Annotated in this window: 24 protein-coding genes; 8 read left to right on the top strand and 16 right to left on the bottom strand. The window is 68.9% G+C overall.

The genetic code is table 11. The features are described from left to right. Window positions 1–243: 243 nt before the first annotated feature. From NX1_RS20435 to NX1_RS20425, 3 genes are all read left to right on the top strand, one after another. A complete protein-coding gene (locus NX1_RS20435) occupies window positions 244–579 on the top strand; it encodes a TfoX/Sxy family protein (protein ID WP_068061830.1) in 336 nt (111 codons plus the stop codon). A 105-nt stretch (window positions 580–684) separates the two neighbouring features. Then, window positions 685–1131, top strand: a complete 447-nt coding sequence (locus tag NX1_RS20430) for a cupin domain-containing protein (RefSeq protein ID WP_068061828.1) — start codon at window positions 685–687, stop codon at window positions 1129–1131. Window positions 1132–1237: 106 nt separating this feature from the next. Then, the gene (locus NX1_RS20425; RefSeq protein WP_068061825.1) at window positions 1238–1690 is read left to right on the top strand and encodes a VOC family protein; all 453 of its coding nucleotides are present in this window, start codon (window positions 1238–1240) and stop codon (window positions 1688–1690) included. 104 nt (window positions 1691–1794) lie between these two features. On the opposite strand, the gene NX1_RS20420 is transcribed toward NX1_RS20425, so the two are convergent. From NX1_RS20420 to NX1_RS20395, 6 genes are all read right to left on the bottom strand, one after another. Beyond that, entirely contained in the window at window positions 1795–2193 is a 399-nt protein-coding gene (locus tag NX1_RS20420; RefSeq protein WP_084501602.1) for a hypothetical protein, read from the bottom strand. Further along, window positions 2190–2414 carry a type II toxin-antitoxin system HicA family toxin gene (locus NX1_RS20415; RefSeq protein WP_068061823.1) on the bottom strand — a complete coding sequence of 75 codons (225 nt, stop codon included), beginning with the start codon at window positions 2412–2414 and terminating at the stop codon, window positions 2190–2192. The genes NX1_RS20420 and NX1_RS20415 overlap by 4 nt, the downstream gene beginning before the upstream one ends. Before the next feature lie 120 nt (window positions 2415–2534). Next, entirely contained in the window at window positions 2535–3293 is a 759-nt protein-coding gene (gene narI / locus NX1_RS20410) for a respiratory nitrate reductase subunit gamma (protein ID WP_068061821.1), read from the bottom strand. Continuing rightward, the gene (narJ, locus tag NX1_RS20405) at window positions 3290–3970 is read right to left on the bottom strand and encodes a nitrate reductase molybdenum cofactor assembly chaperone (RefSeq protein WP_068061819.1); all 681 of its coding nucleotides are present in this window, start codon (window positions 3968–3970) and stop codon (window positions 3290–3292) included. Before narJ ends, narI begins: the two co-directional genes overlap by 4 nt. Continuing rightward, complete coding sequence (gene narH, locus NX1_RS20400; RefSeq protein ID WP_373864894.1) at window positions 3967–5733, bottom strand: nitrate reductase subunit beta; 1767 nt, start codon at window positions 5731–5733, stop codon at window positions 3967–3969. Before narH ends, narJ begins: the two co-directional genes overlap by 4 nt. Before the next feature lie 10 nt (window positions 5734–5743). Next, complete coding sequence (locus tag NX1_RS20395; RefSeq protein WP_084501601.1) at window positions 5744–9499, bottom strand: nitrate reductase subunit alpha; 3756 nt, start codon at window positions 9497–9499, stop codon at window positions 5744–5746. A 436-nt stretch (window positions 9500–9935) separates the two neighbouring features. Here NX1_RS20395 and NX1_RS38060 point away from each other — a divergent pair, with 436 nt between their 5' ends. From NX1_RS38060 to NX1_RS20380, 4 genes are all read left to right on the top strand, one after another. Next, window positions 9936–10169, top strand: a complete 234-nt coding sequence (locus NX1_RS38060) for a DUF1905 domain-containing protein (RefSeq protein ID WP_245668598.1) — start codon at window positions 9936–9938, stop codon at window positions 10167–10169. Further along, the gene (locus tag NX1_RS38055) at window positions 10166–10354 is read left to right on the top strand and encodes a YdeI/OmpD-associated family protein (protein ID WP_245668597.1); all 189 of its coding nucleotides are present in this window, start codon (window positions 10166–10168) and stop codon (window positions 10352–10354) included. The genes NX1_RS38060 and NX1_RS38055 overlap by 4 nt, the downstream gene beginning before the upstream one ends. A gap of 449 nt (window positions 10355–10803) precedes the next feature. Then, on the top strand, window positions 10804–11664 hold the full coding sequence (locus tag NX1_RS20385) for a helix-turn-helix transcriptional regulator (protein ID WP_068061809.1): 861 nt from the start codon (window positions 10804–10806) through the stop codon (window positions 11662–11664). 402 nt (window positions 11665–12066) lie between these two features. Then, entirely contained in the window at window positions 12067–13008 is a 942-nt protein-coding gene (locus NX1_RS20380; protein ID WP_068061805.1) for a hypothetical protein, read from the top strand. Between the two features lie 52 nt (window positions 13009–13060). Here NX1_RS20380 and mtnC read toward each other — a convergent pair whose 3' ends face one another. The 10 genes from mtnC to NX1_RS20335 all read right to left on the bottom strand — a co-directional run bounded on the left by mtnC (window position 13061) and on the right by NX1_RS20335 (window position 23073). Continuing rightward, window positions 13061–13744, bottom strand: coding sequence for an acireductone synthase (gene mtnC, locus NX1_RS20375; RefSeq protein ID WP_068061801.1), 684 nt, complete (start codon window positions 13742–13744; stop codon window positions 13061–13063). Next, window positions 13741–14316: a 1,2-dihydroxy-3-keto-5-methylthiopentene dioxygenase gene (locus NX1_RS20370; protein WP_068061799.1), complete on the bottom strand. Its 576-nt coding sequence runs from the start codon at window positions 14314–14316 to the stop codon at window positions 13741–13743. Before NX1_RS20370 ends, mtnC begins: the two co-directional genes overlap by 4 nt. Beyond that, window positions 14313–15980, bottom strand: a complete 1668-nt coding sequence (locus NX1_RS20365; protein WP_068061796.1) for a bifunctional S-methyl-5-thioribose-1-phosphate isomerase/methylthioribulose 1-phosphate dehydratase — start codon at window positions 15978–15980, stop codon at window positions 14313–14315. Before NX1_RS20365 ends, NX1_RS20370 begins: the two co-directional genes overlap by 4 nt. Before the next feature lie 80 nt (window positions 15981–16060). Then, entirely contained in the window at window positions 16061–16408 is a 348-nt protein-coding gene (locus tag NX1_RS20360) for a DUF1330 domain-containing protein (protein ID WP_068061792.1), read from the bottom strand. Window positions 16409–16537: 129 nt separating this feature from the next. Next, a complete protein-coding gene (locus tag NX1_RS20355) occupies window positions 16538–18850 on the bottom strand; it encodes an arylsulfatase (RefSeq protein ID WP_068061789.1) in 2313 nt (770 codons plus the stop codon). A 171-nt stretch (window positions 18851–19021) separates the two neighbouring features. Then, the gene (locus NX1_RS36435) at window positions 19022–19192 is read right to left on the bottom strand and encodes a hypothetical protein (RefSeq protein ID WP_157119892.1); all 171 of its coding nucleotides are present in this window, start codon (window positions 19190–19192) and stop codon (window positions 19022–19024) included. A 124-nt stretch (window positions 19193–19316) separates the two neighbouring features. Then, complete coding sequence (locus NX1_RS20350; protein WP_084501600.1) at window positions 19317–21056, bottom strand: NTP transferase domain-containing protein; 1740 nt, start codon at window positions 21054–21056, stop codon at window positions 19317–19319. A 96-nt stretch (window positions 21057–21152) separates the two neighbouring features. After that, complete coding sequence (locus tag NX1_RS20345; protein ID WP_068061786.1) at window positions 21153–21890, bottom strand: VOC family protein; 738 nt, start codon at window positions 21888–21890, stop codon at window positions 21153–21155. 9 nt (window positions 21891–21899) lie between these two features. Continuing rightward, a complete protein-coding gene (locus NX1_RS20340; protein ID WP_068061783.1) occupies window positions 21900–22220 on the bottom strand; it encodes an MGMT family protein in 321 nt (106 codons plus the stop codon). A gap of 76 nt (window positions 22221–22296) precedes the next feature. Further along, a complete protein-coding gene (locus NX1_RS20335) occupies window positions 22297–23073 on the bottom strand; it encodes an alpha/beta fold hydrolase (RefSeq protein WP_068061780.1) in 777 nt (258 codons plus the stop codon). Between the two features lie 154 nt (window positions 23074–23227). On the opposite strand from NX1_RS20335, the gene NX1_RS20330 reads away from it, so the two are divergent. Next, window positions 23228–24575: UvrD-helicase domain-containing protein (locus NX1_RS20330; protein WP_157119898.1), on the top strand; the 1348-nt coding region annotated here is incomplete at its 3' end.

Below are 24575 nucleotides of genomic sequence, written 5' to 3'. Positions count from 1 at the left end.
GATGGACATGCCGCACCGTCCCCTGCCCTTCCTCGACGTCGATGGACCGTTGATCCCGTTCGGCGTGGAGGCCGAGCCCGAGTCGGATCCATTGCCCCTTCCCGCGCCGCAGGATGCAGCGAATCCGCTCGTGGCGCGGCTCGATTCAGAACTCGGGCCGCTGCTGGCCGCCGGGCAAGGTGCTTGCCACGCACCGGCGGTTCTCGCGCGAACCTGTCGGTCCCCGGGTCCACACTGAGACACATGGCATACGACGAGGAACTGGCCGAGCGGATTCGCGACCTGATCGAGCCCGGCCCCGACGTGACCGAGAAGAAGATGTTCGGCGGCCTCGCCTTCCTGATCGGCGGCAACATGGCGGTGGCGGCCAGCCGCCAGGGCGGACTTCTCGTCCGCATCGATCCCGCCGAGGGCGACGCCTTGATCGACGGCGACGCCGTGACACCAATGATCATGGGCGGGCGCGAAATGAACGGCTGGCTCCGCGTAACCTCCGCCGCCCTTCCCAACGACACCACCCTGCGCGAATGGGTCGACCGCGGCGTCGGCTACGCCCGCTCCCTCCCCGCCAAGCGCTGACCGCTCGCCGCCCCGAGCTGCGCTTCCACCGTCCCGAAACGGACAGTCCGGGCGAGATCGTCGCGTAATCTTCCGCTGCCGGTTCGCGGTCGATACGCTGCGGCGATGATGCCCATTGCGCGCGGGGTCGTGGTTGGGGCGGTGCTCGGCGGGTTGCTGGCCGGGGTGGGGCGGGCGGAGGCTACGCCCGGGTCGGATATCACGGCGGTCACCCTTGGGCAGGCGCAGATTCCGGCGGGGGTGGTGCCGTTCGTGGCGGGGACCGATCTGGTGGTTCGGGAGATCACCATCGGGCCCGGTGGGTCCACCGGGTGGCACTTTCACGACGGGCCGGTGTTCGGGTTCGTCCGGTCCGGCACGCTCACTCATCCCGGACCGGATTGTGTGGCGCCGGTGTATCGCGCCGGGGATTTCATCTACGAACCGGCGGGGGAGTGGAACGTGCACATCGGCCAGAACCTCGGTACGGAGCCGCTGGTACTCGACGTCGTCTACGCTCCGCCGACGGGCGATCCGCTCTTCCGGGACGCACCGGCTCCGGACTGCGCCTGATCCGCCGGAAAAAACTTTCGAGATTTCCGCCGAAGTATGTCGAAGCCGTCGAATCGGCTCCGACCGAAGGGTGACAGCAAGGTCGAACAACCCAAAGGAGCCCATCATGGCCGTCACCACTTTCTTCTGGTTCGAGTCCGAGGCCGAGCAGGCCGCCGCCCGCTACGTCGAGCTGGTGCCCCGCTCCCGCGTCACCGACGTCACCCGTAACCCCGACGGCTCGGCCTTCGTGGTCGCCCTCGAACTCGACGGCCAGTCGGTCACATTCATGAACGGCGGCCCCGGCCACCCGCAGACCGACGCCGCCTCCATCCAGGTCACCGTCGACACCCAAGACGAGGTCGACCGCCTCTGGGACGCGCTCGTCGAAGGCGGCGCTCCCGGCGAGTGCGGCTGGCTCGTCGACCGCTACGGCATGCACTGGCAGGTCGTCCCCACACCCCTCCTCGACCTGATGTCCGGCACCGACTCCGCCAAAACCGCCGCCGTCGGCACCGCCCTGCGCACCATGTCCAAACTGGACCTGAAGGTCCTCCGCGACGCCTACGACAACGCCTGAGCGCAAAGCACCTCTCCACCAGAAGAATTCGCCCCCACCGGATCGCGGTGGGGGCGAATTCATTCGGTGCCGGTGCGGCCCACACGGCTCCTGACCCTGGACGCCTATTTCGCCAGTTGGCTGATTCGCTGACGCGCCACGTTCAGCAACGTGGCAACGTCGACGTCGGGAACGTCTTCCCGCCGAAGCTCTTTGACGAGCGAGCGCTGCTTCGCGTTCAGTTCCTCGGTCAGTCGTTCGATGGTCGAGCGGAGCTCCGCTATGTGCTCTACCCGCTCGTTGACATCGTGCGCGTCTCCGAAGTCGTCGACGATCAATCGCGATTCCACCCGCGACAGCGGCACATCGAGCTTCGCGGCGATGATGGTGCGCGCTTCGTATCCGACATCGGTCAGATGGCGCGCCTGGCCGCAGGGATCTTCTCCGTAGACATCGGGAATGGTGATCTCCCACCACCGCCCCACACGGCTCGCGTGAACGTTGTAGGTGATTGCCTTGCTCACTGCTGCTCTTCCTCCTCCGGGCAGTCGCAGGACGCTACGGCCTTGCTGATCGACCTGGCCACACCCGGCGAGATGGTGGTGTGTCCGTCCGGGACGCTCACGTCGTGCTTGCCGGTGCGGCATCCGTAGATCGTGTGGCTGCCGGCTCCGTCGCGGAGTTTCGACCAGCCCGCAGCTTTGAGGGCCTTCAGGACCTTCCTGGTCGGCTGCTCCGCAATCATGATTTCATGCTAGCAGTCTAGGCAAAATTTCTGCTAGTGAACTAGGCGGAGTGGTGGCTAGTTCAATTGCAAAAGAATTCGCCCCCACCGGATCGCGGTGGGGGCGAGGGGAATCGGAGTTCAGCGCCAGCGTTCCGGGGTGACCGGGGAGTCCCAGGCGCGCGCGTAGCGGCGGGTGTCGGCGGCGTTGGTCTGCTTGTGGCGGTAGACGATGTAGGGGCGGGTGAGGTAGCCGATGGGGGCGCTGAACATGTGGACCAGCCGGGTGTAGGGCCACAGGGCGACCAAGGTCAGCACGACCAGCCCGTGCAGCTGGAACGGCCACGGGGTGTCGACCATCAGTTCCGGTTGCGGGTTCAGGGTGAACAAGCTGCGGAACCAGGGGGAGACGGTTTCGCGGTAGTTGTAGGTGCCGAACAGCAGGTTGGCGCCCCAGGTGTTGGTCAGGCCGGTGACCAGCGCGGCGGTGAGCAGGGCGTACATCAGCTTGTCGTTGGCGGTGGTCGCTTTGCGCACCGCAGTGACCGTGAACCGGCGGTACAGCAGAATGCCGACACCCGCCAGCACGGAAAGCCCCGCGACCGAACCGGCGCCGACGGCGATCAGGTGATAGGTGTGCTCGTCGATGCCGACTGCCGCGGTCCATGACTCCGGGATCAGCACGCCGAGCACGTGCCCGAAGAACACCCCGAGCATGCCGAAGTGGAACAGCGGGCTGCCCAGCCGCAGCAGCTTGCTCTCGTAGATCTGCGAGGACCGGGTGGTCCAGCCGAACTGGTCGTTGCGGTAGCGCCAGATGTGGCCGAGCACGAACGAGGTGAACGCGACGTACGGCAGGATCAGCCACAATTCGACGGGCAGGTGCGGGACGGCGTTCATCGACGGCCTTCCGATTGAGCGAACATCGTGGGGTCCATGGAGAAGGGCTCGAGGCCGACCTCTTCCTCCGGCGGGCCCTCGGCCGCGAGCTCGGCGATGCGCCGGCGATCGGCCGTGGTGAGCGGCGGCAGCGTAGCCACCACCGCGCCCAGCGCCCCGGCGTACGGAGAACCGCTGTCGGACAACGAAAGCCGCAGCAGCTCGATCACCGGAAGGTGTTCCCCGAGCAGGCGCTCACCGCCGATCGGGTCCACCGTCGCGGCGAACTCGAGCAGCACGGGCAGGTGGTCGGGCAGCTCCTGATCGCCCAGCTCCACCCCGGCGTGCCGGTAGGCGTGCTTGAAACGCAGCAGCGCCATCCCTCGCTTGCGGGTGTCGCCGTAGGCGTAGAAGGTCAGGTGCAGGCTGGCGCGCCGCCGCATGTCGAAGGTCGCGACGTAGTCGGCGGCCAGGTCGATCGGCGAGGTCGTGCGCAGGTGGGTCAGCATCCCGGCCAGCCCCGGCCGCACCTCGTCGGGTAATTCGTCTGCCGCACTGGACAACTGGTCCACCATGGCGAGCGTGTCCCGGCTCGGGTAGTCCAGCAGCAGCGCGGCGAGCCGCCACACCAGGCGGCGGTCCCGCTCGGCCATCCGCACGGCGGGCTCGGGCCGTCGGCGCAGCTTCAGCAGACTCATCGGGCCGCCCCGCTGGACGCCGCAGACACGTCGGACGAACCGGTCCCGGCAGCGCCGTTGCTGCCGTTCGCGGCCCCTCCCGCGGCAGCGCCGTTGCTGCCGTTCGCTTTCGCGCCGTTGTGCCCGGCGCCGTCGGCCGCCGAGCCGTTCGATGCAGAGCCGTTGGAACCAGCGCCGTTGCCGGACGGCACCAATCCCTTGGTGCTCTTCCCATCCCAGTTGAGCAGATTGATCCGGTTCGACTTCTCCTCCGGCGCAGCGCCATTGCTGTCGGTCAGATGGAATTTCTCCACCATCTGGTCGAACGCCGTCATGCCAGGCCCGCCGTCGGTGTCGAGGCTGCATCCGGTGGCCAGCGAATCCAGTTCGTGCGCCTGCGAAGTCGCGCCCTGCGGGATCACGTAGCGGTGCTCGTACTTCGCGATGGCGAGCAGCCGGTACAGCGACTCGATCTCCTCGGGCTCCAACCGCACCGATGGCGCGATCGAGGGGTCCGGCTCCTCGCCGAGGTTCACCGACCGCATGAACGACCGCATCGCCGCGAGCCGTTGCAGCGACGCGCGTACCGGACCGACCTCACCCGCGGTGAACAGCTCGGCCAGGTACTCCACCGGAATGCGCAGCGCGTCGATGGCGCCGAACAGGTTCGAGTGGTTCTCCCCGTCGTGCCCGGTCTCGGTGAGCACGTCCACCACCGGCGAGAGCGGCGGCACGTACCAGACCATCGGCATGGTGCGGTATTCCGGGTGCAGCGGCAGCGCGATCTGGTAGTCGACGATCAGCTTGTAGACGGGCGAATCCTGGGCCGCTTGAATCCATTCCGGCGAGATCCCGGCGCGCTCGGCCTCCGCGACGACGCGCGGGTCGTGCGGATTCAGGAAGACGCCGAGCTGCGACGGGTACAGATCCTTGGTGTCGGTGACCGAGGCCGCCTCCAGCACCTTGTCCGCGTCGTAGAGCATGACGCCGATGTAGCGCAGCCGTCCGACGCAGGTCTCCGAGCACACCGTCGGGATGCCGACCTCCACGCGCGGGTAGCAGAAGGTGCACTTCTCCGCCTTGCCCGTCTTGTGGTTGAAGTAGATCTTCTTGTAGGGGCACCCGGTGATGCACTGCCGCCAGCCGCGGCACTTGTCCTGATCCACCAGCACGATGCCGTCCTCGGCGCGCTTGTAGATCGCGCCGGAGGGGCAGGACGCCGCGCACGACGGGTTGAGGCAGTGCTCGCAGATACGCGGCAGGTAGAACATGAAGGTCTCTTCGAACTCCAGTTTCACCTTGTCCGAGAGCCGGTTCAGCAGCGGGTCCTTGCCCACCTGCTCGGGGCCGGAGCCGAGGTCGTCGTCCCAGTTCGCGCCCCAGGTGACCTTCGTGTCCTCGCCGGTGATCAGCGATTTCGGCCGCGCCACCGGCGTGGTGTCGATGGCGGGGGAGGACAGCAGGTTGTCGTAGTCGTAGCTCCACGGGTCGTAGTAGTCCGACACGGTGGGCAGGTCCGGGTTGGCGAAGATGTTGAGCAGCCGCTTCATTCGCGAACCGGACTTGAGGGTGAGCTTGCCGCGCTTGGTGAGCGTCCAGCCGCCCTTCCACTTCTCCTGATCCTGGTACTGGCGCGGATAACCCTGTCCTGGACGGGTTTCCACGTTGTTGAACCAGACGTACTCGGTGCCGCCGCGATTGGTCCACGCCTGCTTGCAGGTGACGCTGCAGGTGTGACAGCCGATGCACTTGTCCAGGTTCATCACCATGGCGAGCTGTGCCATGACACGCATATCAGTACTCCACCTTCTGCGACCGCTTGCGAATAGTGGTCACCTCGTCGCGCTGGTTTCCGGTGGGGCCGTGGTAGTTCAGCGCGAAGGACTGCTGCGCGTACCCGCCGATGAGGTGCGAGGGCTTGATCATGATCCGGGTGAGCGCGTTGTGAATGCCGCCGCGCTTGCCGCGCGCGTCGTTCACCTCGGGCGTGCCCTCGATGCGCGGCACGTCCACCGCGCGGTCCTGGGCGTGGTACATGAACACGGTGCCCTCGGGCATGCGGTGGGACACGATGGCGCGGGCGACGACGATGCCGTTGCGGTTGATCGCCTCGATCCAATCGTTGTCGGCCACACCGATCTTCGCGGCGTCCTTGTCCGACATCCAGATCGACTGACCGCCGCGCGAGAGCGTGAGCATGTGCAGGTTGTCCTGGTAGGCGGAGTGGATCGACCACTTCGAGTGCGGCGTCAGATACCGGACGGTGACGCCCTTCTCGGTGACCTCACCCACGCCGGGTTCGCTGAACAGCGCGGTCATGTCCAGCGGCGGCCGGAAGATCGGCAATTGCTCGCCGAGCTCGATCATCCAGTCGTGGTCGAGGTAGAAGTGCTGACGTCCGGTGAGGGTGTGCCAGGGCTTGAGCCGTTCGGTGTTGATGGTGAACGGCGAGTACCTGCGTCCGCCGGTCTCGCTGCCCGACCATTCCGGCGAGGTGATCACCGGCACCGGCCGAGACTGCGTGTCGGCGAAAGTGATTCGCTTGCCCTCGTGCTCGGCGGCCAGATCGGCCAGCTTCGTGCCGGTGCGGCGTTCCAGCGCCTCGAAGCCCTCCACGGCCAGCCGGCCGTTGGTGGTGCCGGACAGCGCGAGGATGGCTTCGGCGGCGTGGGTGTCCTTGGCCAGCGACGGACGTCCCTGCGCCACACCGGAAACCACCGTGCCGTTCACCCCGGCCAGGTACTCCACCTCGGCTTCGGGGTAAGTGGTGACGCCCTTGGTGGTGACGCCGAGAGTGTCGATCAGCGGGCCGAGCGCGGCCATCTTCTCCGCGACCTTCGGGTAGTCGCGTTCGACGACCACCAGCTTCGGCATGGTCTTGCCCGGAATCGGTTCGCAGTCACCGGCTTTCCAGTCCAGTACCCGGCCGCCCGCTTGCGCCAGCGCGTCCGGCGAGTCGTGCTGCAACGGCACCGCGACGATGTCCTTGCGCTTGCCGAGGTGCTTCTCGGCCATCCAGGAGAAGCCGCGGGCGATCCGATGGAACGCGTCGAAATCGGTCTTGGCCTCCCACGGCGGGGAGATGGCGGGAGAGAAGGCGTGCACGAACGGGTGCATATCCGTGGAGGAGAGGTCGTGCTTCTCGTACCAGGTGGCCGCGGGCAGCACGATGTCGGAGAAGAGCGTGGTGCTGGTCATCCGGAAGTCCAGGGAGAGCAGCAGATCCAGCTTTCCGGACGGCGCCTCGTCACGCCAGACCAGCTCCTGCGGCCGCACGCCGGTCGCGTCGGTGGCCTGCAGGTTGGAGTCCGCGCCGAGCAGATGCTTGTGGAAGTACTCGTTGCCCTTGCCGGAGGAGCCGAGCAGGTTCGCGCGCCAGACGGTCAGGCAGCGCGGGAAGTTCTCCGGCGCGTCCGGGTCCTCGCAGGCGAAGCGCAGCTCGTCCGACTTGAGCCCGGCCACCACGTGCTCGGCCGGTGTGGCGCCGGCGGCCTCGGCCTCGTCGACGAGGTCGAGTGGGTTGCGGTTGAAGGTCGGGTAGCTCGGCATCCAGCCCAGCCTGCTGGCCAGCGCGATGTTGTCGGCCGCGGTGCGACCCGCGAACGCGCCCTTACCGAGCGGTGAGGCGAACGACTGCGCGGTGAACGGGTCGTAGCGCCACTGATCGTTGGTCAGGTACCAGAACACGGTGCCCTGCATCTGGCGCGGCGGACGCTGCCAGTCCAGGCCGAAGGCCAAAGTGGACCAACCTGTCACCGGGCGGCACTTCTCCTGCCCGACGTAATGCGCCCAGCCGCCGCCGTTCACGCCCTGACAGCCGGTGAGCAGCGTGAGGGTGAAGAAGGCGCGATAGATCTGATCGGAGTGGAACCAGTGGTTGGTGCCGGCGCCCATCAGGATCATCGAACGTCCGCCGGAACGGTCGGCGTTGTCGGCGAATTCGCGCGCGATGCGCTCGGCCTGCTTGGCCGGGACGCCCGTGATGGTCTCCTGCCACGCGGGGGTGTACGGGGTGGAGGCGTCGTCGTAGCCCGTCGGCCATTCACCCGGGAGTCCGTCGCGCCCGACGCCGTACTGCGCGAGCAGCAGATCGAACACGGTCGTCACCCGCCTGCCCGCGACGGTGATCGTCGGCACGCCGCGCAGCAGCACGCCCGCCTTGTCGGTGTCGAAGCGCGGCAGGCGCACCGCGACGGGCTGATTGCCTTCCGCGCCATAGAGGCTCAGCAGCGGGTCGACGTCGCCCAGGTCCAGGTTCCACTTGCCCGCGTCGCGCTCGGTGAAGCGGTGGCCGAGAGAACCATTGGGTACCACGGGATTTCCGGCGTCGTCCAGCAGCACCGGCTTGTGCGCCGCGCCCTCGGCGGTCTCGCCGAGATCGGCGGCGGTGAGGAACTTGCCCGCCAGCGCGCCGTCGTGGTGGTAGACGCCCTCGGCGTCCCAGCCCGCCGGATCGTCCAGGCAGACCAGGTACGGCAGATCGGTGTAGCGCTTGACGTAGTCGAGGAACCGCGGGGTGTCGCGCTGGAGGAAGAACTCCTTCAGGATCACGTGACCCATCGACATGGCGAGCGCCGCATCGGTTCCCGGCCGTGCGGGCACCCACTCGTCGGCGAACTTGGTGTTGTCGGCGTAGTCGGGGGAGACCACGACGACCTTCTGGCCGCGGTATCGGGCCTCGGTCATGTAGTGCGCGTCCGGGGTCCTGGTGACGGGCACGTTGGAGCCCCACATGATCAGGTAGCCCGCGTCGAACCAGTCGGCCGATTCCGGCACGTCGGTCTGGTCGCCGAACACCTGCGGCGAGGCCACCGGCAGGTCGGCGTACCAGTCGTAGAACGACAGCATCGATCCGCCGAGCAGCGAGATGAACCGGGCGCCGACCGCGTGGCTGACCATCGACATGGCCGGAATGGGCGAGAAGCCCGCGACCCGGTCGGGGCCGTAGCGCTTGATGGTGTGCACGTGCGCGGCCGCGGCGATCTCGGCGGCCTCCCACCACTCGGCGCGCACGAAACCACCCTTGCCGCGGGCGGATTTGTAGCGCTTGGCCTTCTCCGGGTCCTCGACGATGGATTCCCAGGCCAGCACGGGATCCTTGAGCCGTTCCTTGGCCTCCCGGTACAGCTCGAGCAGGGTGCCGCGCACGTAGGGGTAGCGCACTCGCGCGGGGGAGTAGGTGTACCAGGAGAACGACGCGCCGCGCGGGCAGCCGCGCGGTTCGTATTCGGGCTTGTCCGCGCCGACCGATGGGTAGTCGGTCTGCTGCGATTCCCAGGTGATCACGCCGTCCTTGACGTAGATCTTCCAGGAGCACGAACCCGTGCAGTTCACGCCGTGGGTGGAGCGCACCACCTTGTCGTGCGCCCAGCGGTCCCGGTAGAACTCGTCGGCCTGGCGGCCGCCCACCTTGTGCAGGCTGCGCTGGTCCGCGGAGACCTCACCGCGCTGAAAGTATTTGCCCAGCCGGAGCAATGCGTCGCCGGCGTCGGAGGTAAGCGGGCCCGCCGGATCGGAGGGTGCCGAAACATGAGTGCGTGAGTTAACCACGACGCCCCCTTCGAGCTGTGAAATCGGGCTGTTGCACCGACTGTAAGGAGGTGAAGACGCGCGGCCAAACGATTCTCTCACAGCGCGCGATGGCCGCCGGTGAGTTGTGAGGTCGCGGCAACCTGGCGGTCACTGGGCGGTTGCGATCGTCCTCGCATGACATTCACGTGACCTGGGCCGATGACGGCTGACCGGGTCAAATGCGGCAATGGACAGGCGTTTCGGGGCCTTGCCGGTGAAGCTTTGGAAACCGGGGGTTCTCGGGCGGTTTACAATCGTTAACACAACCGGACGGGGTTGTTCTGGCCGAATTGTGGCGCCGCCCACTGCTGTCGTGGCTACCATGTCGGACCCCGATTCGTCCAGGGTCTTCTGGTTCGCCATTCGTTTGCCGATATCGGACACCGGTCTTCGGCGGCGTGATTACGCTGCGCGTATGCGGCGATTCGAGGCCGAAATCGAGACCGCGCGCGGCGGCGGCGCGTATATCGCGGTATCCGCCGACGTAGTCGCTGCCCTCGGTGGCGGCGGGCGGATTCCGGTGTGTGCCTCTTTCGAGGGCGTCGAGTGCACCGGCTCGATCGTGTCGATGGGCGGCGGCCCGTGTCTCGGCGTGCTGAAGGCGATTCGCGAGCGGCTCGGCAAGGGCCCGGCGACACCGTCGCGGTGACCCTGGGTCGTGACACGGCCGAGTGGACGGTCGAGGTGCCCGAGGATCCGGCGGAGGGTGGGCGGGCGGCCTTCGATCCGTTTCCCTGTTCGCGACGCGGGCAGCGCGTCGGTGCGATCGAGTCCGCCGAGCGACCGCAGACGCGCGCTCGGCGGATCGACGAGGCGGTCGCCGCGGCCGGGTGAAATGCGCACTCGATTCTTTCCCGGCTCGGCCGCCTTTCCGGTGCGGTGAAATCGGATCCGCTCGAATGTCTTTGGGCGAGGTCGCATTTCGCACGTAGAAAACCGACCGGTTGGAAATGGCGCGAAATCGCACTCCGCAGGCCGACCCGCCCGTTCGTCCGGCGTGTTGCCGAATCGGCGGCTGGATGTGAATGGCAGTGGCGGAGGTCACTTTTCGCGGCCCCGAAGATTGCCAAATTGTAGCCATGACACGGAGCTTGTGCGGAATATAAAGAAGGGATATCAGTTAATATCGTCCGCTATGGGTAACAGCCGGAATCATTGACGATTGGAGCCATGGACAACCCCTTCGCGGCCGCGGTGCTGTCATCTCGGGAGATTCGACACCGTTGCCACCTGGAAGTAGCCAGATGGTTGATACATCTACGGTTTCATAGGAGCGAATAGCTGTGTCACGCAAGTCGACCGAAGTCAGCCCAGGAGATCTGCTGCGTCCGCCGACCTTCGGCGGGTTGTTGCGCAGATTCCGCGACGACCGGCGGGTATCCAGGGAAAAGCTGGCATTCGCGGCGGGGGTGAGTTCGAGCTACATCACGCACCTGGAGGGCGGCGACCGAGCGCACCCGACCAAGGTGGTGGTCGAGGCGCTCATCGGATATCTGCATCGGGTCGCGCCGCTCTCCGAGGCCGAGCGCAGGCACCTGTTCGACCTGGCCGGACTGTCCGAGGCGTCGGCTCCGACGGTCGCCGAACTGCGCGCCGAGATCACCGAGGACATGCGCAACGGTCTGGTGGTGCACGAGCCGAACGCGGCGGGCTACCTGGACACCCGATGGAACGTTCTTTCCTGCAACGGCCCCTACGCTGCGATCTTCCCAGGTCTGGTCGAGGACGTGAACATCCTGCGCTGGTTCTTCGGCAACGAGCTGTCCAGGAGGGTGATGGTCGAATGGGAGCGCGAGGCCGCGCTCACCGTCGACTGGCTGCGCGGACTCATCGGGCAGTCCGCTGGCAGCGACTGGTCCACCGAATTGCTCGACGAACTCGGGCGGTATCCCGAATTTCGCCGGATGTGGGCGGCGGGCGGCACCGCGTACGGCCGGGAAAGCCCGCAAATGCGGTTGCGCGATATCGAAACGGGCGAGCACTTCAGCCTGGATGTACAGCTGTTCCGGGTGGATTCCGGGAGCCACCCCGGCCGCATTCAATTCTTCCTCGGCATCCGCACGCCGTACCCGGCGTCGCGGGGTGCGGGCCTACGGGCCGCGGTCAACGGCTCCCGCGGCGCTCCGTCCGCCGTGAAACCCTAGCGGCAGCGCGGTTTTCGCGTAGCACGCCAGGGCCCGCGTACGCCCGCCGACTGCTCGGTGCGGCGTTGCATCGTCGCGCCGTGGGTCTGCGTGTGCGTGAAATCTATTGGGGTGAAACATGATCGGGCGAAGGTGCGCGGTATCCGGCGCCGCTCGGGTTACGCTGTCGAAATGCGTTGCGGGATAAATGCCGTGGTCGTGAACGGGTAACCGACGTGGTGGTACTTCCACTGGGTGGTGTAGGTACCTCACAGGGCGCGCGGGAAGTCCCACTTCGCCTGGACAACGGTTCGGGAAACGTATTTGATCCGTTTATCGGCGAGGTCGGGCAATTAGTCGCAACACTGTGCTTCGATCTCGGACGACAACGGATTGCGCGAACATTGCGGGGAGTGAGTGCTCATGGTTGATGACATCGGTTTGGTACCGCATATCTCGCTGGCCGCGGCCGCGAACTGCGCCAACGGCACATTCGCGGTGTGTGGCGAGGAGGGACGAGCGCTGTGGTACGGGCCGTTTCTGGACGGCGACGCCGACCATCCGCACGGCGATCGGTTCGCGGGGGCGATGGCCGCCGCCAACCGGGCGGTGTGGCTGGCGGGCCGTGCTCGCGCCGACGCGGGCCACGCCGAGGCGACCTTGCATCTCACCGTAACCGAACCGGATATCGATACCGTCACCCTGGCGTGCACCGCGTCCATATCCGGGCTGGTGCTGGATCTGGTCTGGTCGGAGGACAATCCGGCCCTCGATTGGTGCCATGTCTTCGGCAGCCTGGACTGGAATCCCGGCGCGTTGGTCAGTCTGGTCGACGCCGAGGCGCCCGACCCGAGGTCCGGCAGGCATCTACGCGCAGTCGACACCCCTACGAACAACGACATCGAGGAAGGGTTGCCCATGATCCGCAACGCAGGAGACATCGGTCCGATCGGCGGAAAGCCGACGGTGGACCCCGGCGTGGAGCTGCGGGCCGCGCTCGAGGCGCTGTTGCTGCACGACGCCGTCGGCCTCGACGCCAAGATGCGGCACGCGATCGCGGCCGCCGTGCACCTCGCGGTGGACACGCCGCACGGCCCGCCGGAGGACGCGGACGAGTTCCTCGGCCGTCTGGACGCGGCCTGGCTGCTGGCCGCATGGGCCGGAAACGACACCGAGATGTCGCTCATCGCCACGCTGGCCGCGGGCGACGTGCCCGCTCTGTCGTGGTGCGAACTGATGTTCACCACCGCGCTGGCGCCGTGGTCGACCAGCCCGGTGGCGGTGCACGCGCGCCGGATCTTCGCCGCGGTCCAGCACGGTCGCATCGGCGCCGTGCGTCAGCAGGTCCGGGTGTCAGGGGCCTGACACCCGGCACACCTGTTCGCGTCCGGGTGGTAGGGGCCCGGAAACGGACGAATCAGGCCGGCGCGATCTCCGCGAAGGAGCCGATCCACCGATGCGGCGGGCGCGGGGGGTTGGGCTCGCCGGGCCGATGCACCCCGATGGCCGACCATCCCGCCGCGACGGCCGCGTCGAGTTCGTCCGGGTGGTCCGAGAGAAACAGGATCTCCGCCGCAGGCACGCCGATCGCGCTCGCGATCTTGTCGTAGGACGCGGCATCGCGCTTCGGGCCCGCGGTGGACAGATCGAAATACCCGCTGATCAACGAGCCGAGCTCGCCGCCGCGCGCGAAATCGAACCAATCGCGCTGGTTGCGGACCGAACCCGACGAGTACACGTACAGCGTCAGCCCCGCCGCCTTCCAATCCGCCAGCGCGGGCGCGACGTCGGGGAAGAACTCGCCGTGCAGGGCGCCGCTGCGGAAGCCCTCGTGACAGATCAGGCCCTGCGCGGTCTTCAGCGGCTCCGCCTTCACGTCCGAGCCGAGCCAGCCGCGCAGGATCTCGGCGACCTCGGTGGTGTCCGCGTCCTGGCGTCCGGACAGTTCCCTCGCGCCCGCGAGGACCGGCGCCGCCGCGCCGGCGCTGTTGTCGGCCAGCCACTGTGGCAGCCGGTCCCGGGTGTAGCCGTAGAGATCCTCGCGCACCGAACTGGTCGGGCTGGTGGTGCCCTCGATGTCGAGGACGATCGCGCGGGTCACGACGCGGTGAGCAGTTCGTCGAGCGTGGGGAAGCCCTCGCTGATCCGGTCGCCGGTGAAGTCGCCGACCCAGCCGTCCTCCTCCTCGAAGAAGCGGATGGCGATGAAATCGGGGCGGGTGCCCATGTCGAACCAGTGCAGCGTGCCCGCGGGGACCGAGAGCAGATCGCCGCCCTCGCAGACCACCGCGAGCACCTCCTCACCCAGGTGCAGGTAGAAGCAGCCGCGGCCTGCCGCGAAGTAGCGCACTTCGTCCTCGGCGTGCCGGTGCTCGTTCAGGAACTTCTCGCGGGCGCCCTTGGCGATCGCGGGCCATTCGGGGTTGGCGTCGTCGGGGTGGATGCGCGCGATATCGATGTGCTTGTAGCGGCCGGAGTCGTTCAGCTGGGCGACCCGATCGGCGTAGTGGGCCAGCAGGTCGTCCGAAGAGGTCGCCGTGGCGTCGACGAGTGCGGGCCAGCGGTCGAACGTGATGCCGCGCGCCGCGAGCTCGGCGGCGATCACGGCGTCGTCGGTGGTCCGCACGCGCACATCGGCGGCGTTGCCGGCGGGCATCACCTGGAGCAGGGTCATGTCAGTCCAATCTCGAGTCGCTCGGCGAGGGTGGCGAAGGCGTGCCTGCGCCCGGTGCGAATCACCAGCTCGCACAGGGCTTCCAGGCATTCGGCGCGATCACGTGCCCGGGAGAGATTCTCCCCCCAGGTGGTGATGCCGTGCCCGGCGATGCACAACACGGGTGGGGCGGTGGGGTTGTCGCGCAGATAGCGTTCGATATCGGCGCCGATGCGCGGGACGTCGCGCCAGTTGGGGAACACCGGAATATCGATCGCCGTCGGATCGACGGAACCGAGCCCCTTGACGAGTTCGAAATCGGTGATGCGCAGCGTGGTTTCCCGCTCGGCCGCGCCCGCTTCGGTCGCCAGCGCCGTCGCGTACGGCGAGTGCACGTGGACGACGGCCGCGGCGTCGGTGGTGCGGTACACCGCGGTGTGAATGGAGGTCTCGGCGGAGGGTTTCCGTCGCTGCCCCGGCAGCGGGGCGGAGTCCTCGACGGACACGGTCACCATGTCCGCGGGCGTCAGCTCGCCCTTCGACAGTCCGCTCCCGGTGACCACGGCGGTCGCGCCCGCGCGCACCGAGAGGTTGCCGGCGGTGCCCGGCATCCAGCCGCGTACGTAGAGTTCCTTCGCGATGGCGGCGAGTTCCGCGCCGGGTGCCGAATCATCTTCTTCCGCTTCACCGTTCGTGCCGTACACCACGCCGTTCTCGGTGACGACCGCGGTGACCAGCTCGCTCGGCGTCACGTCGAAGGCCGGGTTGAACACCTCGGTGTTCCCGGGAGCCGTTGCGACGCCGCCGAATCCGGTCACCTCGGCCGCGGCTCGCTCCTCGACGACGATGTCGCGGCCGGTGGCCGTGTTCGCGTCCCGCGTCGATTCCGGAGCCACCACGACGAACGGAATGCCGTGCCGGTGGGCGGCCAGTGCGACGGCGTAGGTGCCGATCTTGTTGGCCACGTCGCCGTTCGCGGTGACCCGGTCCGCGCCGACCAGCACGCAGTCGACCTGGCCGGTTGCCATCGCCCACGCGGCGGCCGAGTCGATGGTCAGCCGGTGTGGAATGCCCGCCTCGGCCAGCTCCCACGCCGTCAGTCGCGCGCCTTGGAGCAGCGGGCGGGTCTCGTCGACCAGCACGTTCTCGATCGCGCCGCGCTCGGCGAGCACCCGAAGCGCGCCGATCGCGGTGCCGAAAGCGCTGGTCGCCAGTCGGCCGGTGTTGCAATGGGTCAGCACCCGCAGCGGTCGGTCCTCGCACAGCCGCTGCACCAGGTCGGCGGCGTGCGTGGCGGCGGCCCGGTTGACGCGGCCGTCCTCGGCCAGCATGTCCAGGGTCTCGGCGAGCACCGCGTCGGCACCCGCCGGAACACGGGTGCGGACCCGCTCGACGGCCCACGCCAGGTTCACCGCGGTCGGCCGCGCCGCGGCGATGCGGTCGGCCTCGGCCTGCACTCGCGCCTCGTCCACGACGCCGTCGACGGTGTGCGCGGCGGTCGCGATGACCACGCCGAACGCTCCGGCGATCCCGATCGCGGGCGCGCCGCGGATGGCCAGCGTCTTGATGGCCTCGATGATCTCGTCCACCGTGCCGAGGCGCAGCTCCCGCACCTCGTGCGGCAGTCCGCGCTGGTCGATGGTGACCAGCGCACCGTCGTCCCAGACCAGGGAACTGTCGTCCATTCAGGCGCATCCTTTGTCGCGAAGAACTGCATACTGCCTGGTAAACGGTATCCGACCGGCCCCGGCGGCCGACACCCGGCTCAGTGCCCGGCCGACTCCGCGCGCAGCTTCGCGGCACGTTCGCGCGGGTCGTAATCGGGGCCGACGCCTTCGATGAGCAGCAGGTCCCCGTCGATGTGATCGGCCCGCAGACGCAGGATCGCCTGGTACGCGGGGGAGTGATACCAGGCCTTGGCTCGCGCGATGTCCGGGAACTCGATCAGCACCATGCTGCCCGGCCAGTCGCCTTCCACTACCTCGACCGGCGGTCCGTGGATCACGAACCGGCCATCGAACGGGTCCAGGGTGTCCTGGATGCGTTCCAGGTACTCCAGGATGTCCGGGTGCGGACGGCGGCTGCGCAGGTGGGCGAAGCCATATGCGGACATGATCGTTCCCTGCGACGCGGTGGGCCGCTGCGGGGCGAGCGGTGCGCCGAACGTATCGCCGTCCGCGCCGCGCGTCGATTACCCGCGAGGTAATGACGGAGCGTCGAAAGGTCGGTGGAGCAGGGCTTTTCATTCCGCGACGAACTCCGCCTCGCGCTCGACGGCCTCGATGGTCCTGCGCGCGACCCCGACCCGGCCCGGCGTGTAGGTGACCGCGCGCAGGTCGCCGGTGTAGCGGAACGGGCCGCGGCGTTCGCGCAGGTCCCACGACACCGGGCCGCGCGCGTCGACGCCGACGGAGATGCCGGTCCACGGCGACATGCCGACCAGCTGCACCCGGTCGGTCAGCTCCGCGTGCGGGCCGCCCGGTACCTCGACGCGGAAGTCCCAGCGCAGCCGCGGCCGCACCCGAGCGGTGACGGTGATCCGTTCCACGCCGGGCGCGAGCGGCTCGGTGGCGGTTTCGGCGTAGTCGCCGTAGCTGTTGACGCCGAACACCACCCGTCCGTCCTCGATGTAGACCAGGTAGCCGCCAAGCGGATCGCCGTGCGCCACAAGCACGCCCTCCTCGCCCGGCCGGTAACCGCCAAGCTCGACGGCGATCTCGAAGTCGCGGTAGGCGATCAGGCGCTGAGATCGGTAGCGCTCCAGCGTCGGAGTGCCCGCCAGCAGCCGCACCGGCGCGGTGAAGCGGGCTTCCTCCGGCCGTCGCGCGACCAGATCCTGGCGGGTCAGCAGCGGGAAAACCGTTTTGGCCCACGCGGATTCGTCCCACGCCGCGGCCAGCTCGGCGACCTTGTCCTGATGACGCTCGGAAAGGTCGTGCAGCTCGGTCGGATCGGCACGCACGTCGAACAGCTGCCAGTGCGGCTGGTCGATATCGCCGCCGGGTTCGTGCAGCGACAGCAGTTTCCATCCGTCACGGTAGAAGCCGCGGTGACCGGTTATCTCCGAGTACTGCTCGGTGTGCCGCGTCGTCGCCTGTGGATCGCGCAGCAAGTCGGCGGCCGATACGCCGTCGAAGTCCTTGGCGGGCAGGCCGTTGCGCACGCTGGGCGGGGTCAGCCCGGCCAGCTCGAGCAATGTCGGCGCCAGATCGGTGACGTAGGCGTACTGGTGGCGGATGCCGTCGTCGGCCGCCGCGCGCGGCAGCCCCTTCGGCCACGAGACGAGCAGCGGCACCCGCACGCCGCCCGCGAACGTCTGGCCCTTGTAGAAGCGGAACGGCGTGTTGGAGGCTTGGCCCCAGCCGCGCGGGTAGTGCACGCCGAGCCGTTCGGTGCCGATCAGCTCCTCGTCGTGCGGCACGTCGCCGATCCAGTCGGGGTCGTCGATGTGCGCGAACTCGGCGAAGTAGCTGCGGGTGCCCTCCGGCCCGCCCTCGGCGGTGCCGCCGTTGTCCGAGGTGAACACCACGATGGTGTTGTCCAATTCGCCGAGCTGTTCCAGTGTGTCGATGATGCGGCCGACGCTCTGGTCGATGCTGTCGACCATCGCGGCGTAGACCTCCATGTACCTGGCGAATCGGCGGCGCTCGTCGTCGGTGAGCGAATCCCATTCGGCCGCTTCGTAACCCGGTTCCGTATTGCGCGGCTTCTGCTGGGTACCCGGCGGGAAGATACCCGCGGCGAGCTGGGCGGCGAACCTGCTGCGGCGCAACTCGTCCCAGCCCGCGGCGTAGCGGCCGCGATACTTGGCGAGATCCACGGGCTTGGCTTGCAGAGGCCCGTGCATGGCGACGTGCGCGAAGTAGAGGAAGAACGGTTTGGTCGCGTCGTGCGCGCGCAGATCCTTGATGTAGCCGATCGCCTTGTCGGTCAGGTCGTCGGTGAGGTAGTAGCCGTCCGGGTACTGCTCGACGTCCACCACCGAGCTGTCGGAGACCAGCTGGTTCGGGTAGTAGAAGGAGTTCAGCCCCTCCAGCGAACCGTAGTACCGGTCGAACCCGCGCTGGGTAGGCCACGAATCCCGGTGCGCCGCGGGGTTCATCGTGGCGTCGCGCACCAGATGCCATTTGCCCACCGCGTAGGTGGCGTATCCGTTGTGGCGCAGGATCTCCGGAAGCGTCAGCACGTCGTCGGCGAGCTCGAGCCGCAGACCTGGGTAGCCGGGATCGGCGTTGGCGACGAAGCCGAAACCGGCTCGGTGGGCGTTGATTCCGGTCAGCAGCGAGGCGCGCGACGGCGAGCAGAGCGGTGTGGTGTGGTAGTTGGTGAGGCGCACGCCGCCGGCGGCCAGCCGGTCGAGCGTCGGGGTATCGATCTCGGAGCCGAACGGCCCGATGTCGCTGTAGCCCATGTCGTCGACCAGCACCACGACGATGTTGGGCGCGCCCTCCGGCGCGGTGGGCGGATACGTCCAGTCGGGTGTCGAGTCGGCGGTGGTGCGGCCGACGGCGCCGTTGAAGGATTCGTAACCGCGCGCGGAGGATGGAACTGCCATCTTTTCAGTAGACGATCGAAAAGGTATGGCTCACCAGGGTTTGGCGCAGGGTGCGCGAAACCCGTGTGACAAGCGCCGTACCCGGGCGATACGCCCGAATTGAAAATGTTGTGCGAAAAAGAACCGCGTCTGCCGGTTCCGCAGAAACCGGCAGACGCAGTTCGGAGTCATTCAGTTTTGACCGTGGCGCCGATCACGGTCGCGCTCGCGCTGCTCTTCGGTCATGCGCTCGTTGGGATTCGACCCTGAGCGGCCCATTCCCTGCTCCTGGCGCTGCTGTTGCTGCTGCCTGGGCATCTGCTTGGGCATTTTCTTAGGCGTTTTCTTCGACTTTTCAGCCATCTCCACTCGGTCCTTTCCGAAGTGATTTGATTTCGCCTAACGACAAACAACGATAGCGAGCGGGAATCAATCGGGGAAGAGAAGAGTGAAAATATGTAGAGATGCCCCGGTCGGCGGCCGTTTTTCAGAGCGGCAGAACCAGGAATTCCACGGAAATCCCGTCGGACGCCTCTGCGGGCACCACGACGAGGCCGTCTCGGTCGACGAGGCCGCCCAGATGGGCGGTGCGCACGGTCGGATCGCCGATCCAGCCGCCGGTGGGCGCGATGCGCGCCGGAACGATGCGCGCGACCGGTCCCGAGACGTCGGCGGCATTGTGCAGCGGTCCGGTCAGCGGGCGGGCCGGGTGCGCTCCGGTCCGTCCCTCGACGATGGCCGGCGCGAGTGCGAGCAGCGTGGCGACGGCCGCGAAAGGATTGCCTGGAAGTCCGAGAATGGTTGTGCCGCATTGTGTTTCAGCGACGACGGTGGACCCGCCCGGACGCAGCCGCAGGCGGGGGACCAGGATCCTGGCCTCGGCGCGCGCGATCGCGCCGCGGAGTTGATCGGCCGCGCCGCCGCCCGTCGCACCGACGATGACGAGCAGATCGCAATCGTCGGCGGCGGCGAGGACCTCGTCGAAGCCGTTCGGGGTGTCGCGCAGATGCACCCGGTCCAGGGTGCGGATGCCGGAGCCCGCGAGCAGGTCGGGCAGGATCGGACCGATCGAGTCCCTGGTCTGTCCCGCCCGCAGCGGGCCCTCGCTGCGAATCTCGTCGCCGGTCATGACGATTCGCGCGCGGACCGGACCGCGCACCGCCGCCTCGGTGACCTCGACGCTGGCGGCCGCCGAAATCAGCGCGGCGGTCACCGGGGCGCCCTCCGGCGCGACGAGATCGCCGGGACCGCGGTCCTCGCCGCGGCGGCGGATGTCGTCACGGATCGGCGTGTCGGGCAGCCGGTGCAGGGTTCCGCCCGCGTCCACCCGCACGAACTCGTCGCGCACCACGGTGGTGGTGCCGTCGGGCACGTGCGCGCCGGTGGCGATGCGCACCGCCTCACCGGGCAGCAGACCGACCGGGCGCTGTCCGCCCGCGAAGCCGATATCGCGGCGCAATCGCCACGGTCCGTCCCCGGCGACGGCGTACCCGTCCATCGCGGACACGTCGAAGCGGGGCAGCGCATCCGCAGCGATGAGCGGCGCGGCCAGCGCGGCGCCGCGCACGCTCGGCAGGTTCGTCCGATAGGCGGTGAGGCGGGTGAGACTGTCGCGCAGCGTGTTTCGCGCCTCGTCGAGCGTCATGGGCGTGGTGTCCGCGGCCAGTGCCCGCGCCATGCGCACTTCTTCCTCGGTGTCGCAGTCGGCGATACCGGCCAGGGCGACGATCCTGGTGTCGGCGGGCACCAGCGCCTTCATCGGCTGGTTGATCAGCGAATCCAGTTCGGCGAGTGCGGAACCGAGGGCGGAGCGCCGCCAGACGCCGATCAGATACTGCGGGCGGCCGGACTCGTCGGCGGCGAACACCGCCTCGGCGCCGGATTCCGCTTCGTGCCTGAGCAATTCGGCGATGGTCGAGGGCGTGAGGAACGGCATGTCGGCGGCCAGCACCACCACGAGCGGCGCGGTGGAACCGGCCAGCGCGCGCAGCCCCGCATCGATCGCGGCGACGGGGCCGGAACCGGGCGGTACCTCGCGGACCTGACGGATCTCCGGATTCAGCTCCGGCCGGTGCGGTCCGACGACCACGGTGCGCCCGCGACCCGCGACCGCCGCGAGCGCCGCGTCCAGCATCGAGCGGCCGCCGATCACGATGGCGGGTTTGTCCACCCCGCCCATGCGGCTGGCGCGTCCGCCCGCGAGCACGATCGCGTCGGCGGCTGTCACCGGATTGGCTCCGCAGCGAGGTACACCATGCCCGAAATGCTAATTCGGGCGCTCGGCCCGCGACGCAGGCAGCCCGTCGGCGGGGCGATCCCGAGCTCAGACCCGCGACAGGTCGGGCGAATGGCGCAGCAGGCAGAACTCGTTGGTCTCGGGGTCGGCGAACACGGCCTTCGGTCCGACGTCGCCGAGCGGGACGGCGCCCGCCGCCAGCAGCCGCGCCGCCTCGCCCGCGGGATCGTCGGTGGGAAACGCCGCGAGATCGAGGTGCAGCCGGTTGCGTCCGCTCTTCGCGTCCGGGGTGCGGACGAACTCCAGCCAGGACCCCAGCCCTGTCGCCGAACGCAGCCCCGCCACGTGCGGGCCCGAATGCGCGACCGGCCAGCCAGAGGCGGCCGACCAGAAGCCAGCGAGCCGCGCCGGTTCGTGGGTGTCCATCACGATCGCCGCCACCGCGCCGGTGTCCACGTACTGCTCCCGCGGCTCGAGGACGCAGAATTCGTTGCCCTCGGGGTCGGCGAGCACCGCCCACGGCACCCCGCCCTGCCCGATGTCGATGTGCCGCGCCCCGAGCACCAGCGCCCGGTCCACCTGGACCCGCTGATGGTCCAGCGAACGGCTGGCCAGGTCGAGGTGCAGGCGGTTCTTACCGCCCTTCGCGGTATCGACGGGCAGGAACGTCAGCGCGATGTCCATGCCGTCGGGATCGGGCGCCGCGACGTCGACTCGGTCCGCCCGGTCGACGGTCACCGACCAGCCGAGCAGTTGCGCCCAGAACTCCGCGACGACGCGCGGCTGCTGCGCATCGAAGACGACACACGCCAGGCGGGTGGGCATGATTCCACGTTAACGCCTTGGCGGATTCGGAAGTTCGGGAAACCGGAAACGAGCCGCGCGAAGATCCACCAGTCCGTCCCTGATCGGCACGCCTTCGGCCGCGAGCAGCCGCAGTTGGCGGTCGGCCAAGTGGGCGGCGGGCCTGCCGCCCGCGCCGAGCACCCGGTGCCACGGCAGGTCCGCGGCGTCGGTCCGCATGATCCAGCCGACCGTGCGGGGAGTGGATAGCCCGACCGCCGCGGCGATATCGCCGTAGGTGGCGACCTTGCCGGAGGGAATGCTCGCGACGAGCTCGCGGACCCGCTCGATATCGGCGTCGGAGGTCGGCACCGGACAAATGTGCCCTGCCGAGCGGTGGTCGTCAACAGCAGGAGCGGACCGGAAGGGCTCCCCGAGACCGGAACGACTACAGAGCCGCGCGGATCAGGGCGGCGGTCTCGGCCGGACGCGCCTGGGCCACCATGTGGTCGCAGTCGAACTCGTGCACGGTCAGCCGCGATCCCTGATGCGCGGCGAGCGCGGCACGGAACTCGGGCGTCACGAACGGCGGCTGCACCTTCATCGCCTGCACGAGCACCGTCGGCACCTCGGCGGGCGGCAGCACGAACGCGCGGGCCAGCTGGCCCCAATAGGAAATGACGGCGGGCAGGTTCAGCCGCCAGCCGACCCGGCCGTGTTCGGTGGGCGTCAGATGCTCGGCGAGCTCGGCCTCCAGCAGCCGCGGTTCCACGTCGTGCCAGGCGCTGGCGAGTTTGTCCCGGCGCGCGTCGTCGACATCGGCGTAGTCGGGATGCGTGACGGTCCTTGCCGCGATGTCGGCGAGCAGGCCCGCGTCCTCCGCGATCGCGGGATCGAGCAGGACGAGCCCGCGCACCAGCTCCGGATGCCGGGCGGCCAGGTGCACGGCGACCGCGCCGCCGAAGGAATGGCCGACCACCAGCACCGGTCCTTCGGTCTCGGCGGCGAGCAGGTCGACGAGGTCCGCGACCACGGTCTCGAAGTCCCACGGCGGCAGCGCCGTCGATCGGCCGTGTCCGCGCAGGTCCGGCGCCACGACGCGAATATCGGGCAGGTGCTCGGCGGCCAGCGCGGCCCAGCGGTGGCCGTGCCCGGTCAGCCCGTGCAGGGCGAGCACGGCCGGTCCTTCGGCGGGACCGAAGCGGTGAACGTGGAGAGTCGACACCGGCCCATTCTGTCGGGTCGGGCGGCTCGTCCGCTCGTTCGGTCCGCCGGGGCCGTCGACGTCCCGGTGTCGCGGAGGTGGCCGTGACGTGGACAACTTCCGGCCGGAGCGGGCCTACGGCGTGTCGGCCCTGTCTGTTGCAATAGCCGACGTGGTGCGATCGGATAGCGCGGTGCGACTTGTTCGCCGGAACGCGACGGCACCCAGGGCGCGGCTCTGGGGCGCCGAGGTGCGCCCGCTGCTCGAGGCCATGGCGGGCGCCGCGCCCGCGCGCCCCGGATGGCGACCGTGGCAGGTGCTCGGCGGTCCTGGGACCGGTAAGACCGCGCTGCTCACCGATCTCGCGGCCACTCGCATCGCGGCCGGGGCCGATCCGGAATCGGTACTGCTCCTGACCCATTCGAAGCAGGCGGCGGCCGCGGTGCGCGACGGCGTCACGGCGCGATCGATCAGCACGAACCCCGACGACGAAGGCGGCGTGCCGGGAGCCACCAGGGAGCCGCTGGTGCGCACCCTGCACTCCTATGCGTTCGCCGTGCTGCGCAGGCACGCGGCCGCGCACGGCAACCCGCCGCCGCGTTTGCTGACCGGTGCCGAGCAGGATGCCGTGCTCCGCGAGATGCTGCGCGGCGACCTCGCCGACATCGCGGACGGCGCGACCGGCCTGTGGCCGGAGCGGTTGCAGCCCGCGCTCGGCCTCGCCGGGTTCGCGGAGCAGTTGCGCAATCTCATGCTTCGGGCCACCGAACGTGGTATCGGCCCGGAGGATCTGGTAGCGCTCGGCCGCGAACACGGCAAGCCGGAGTGGGTAGCGGCGGGCCGCTTCGCGGAACGCTACGAGCAAGCCATGCTGCTGCGCTGGTCGGTCGGCGTCGAGGCGCCGGAGGCGACCGCGCCCGCGCTGGACGCCGCGGAACTGATCGGCGCGGCACTGGACGCGCTGGCAGGCGACCCGAATCTGCTTGCCGCCGAACGGTCCAGGATCGACTACCTGCTGGTCGACGACGCGCAGCATCTCGATCCGCAGGCCGCGACCCTGGTTCGCGTCATCGGGGCCGCGGCGCACTGCGCGGTCGTCGCGGGCGATCCCGACCAGGGCGTCTTCGCCTTCCGCGGCGCCGACCCTCGATTCGCCGCCGATCCCGGCGCGCCGGAGGAACGGCGCATCGTGTTGCGGCACAACCACCGATCCGGCGCCCAGGTGCGGCTGGCCGTCGCGCGGGTCGCGGCCCGGTTGCCGGGCAGTGCGCCGCAACGGCTTTCGCCGCCCGATCCCGAGGCGGCCCAGCAGGACGACGGCGCGGCGGTCCGCGTCCGCGTGCTCGCCACGCCTGCCAAAGAGGCAGCCCTGATCGCCGATCATTTGCGGCGTGCCCATCTCACCGGCGGGGTTCCCTGGTCCGAGATGGCGGTGATCGTCCGCTCGGTGCCGCTGTCCCTCGCACCGCTGCGGCGCGCGCTGCTCGCGGCGGGCGTGCCGGTGCGACAGCCCGCGCTCGACG

Source organism: Nocardia xishanensis NBRC 101358, assembly GCF_001613365.1.
In the GTDB taxonomy this organism is placed as follows: Bacteria; Actinomycetota; Actinomycetes; order Mycobacteriales; family Mycobacteriaceae; genus Nocardia; species Nocardia xishanensis.
The sequence above is the reverse complement of the archived record's forward strand: the minus strand, read 5'-3'. Positions and strand labels throughout refer to the sequence as shown.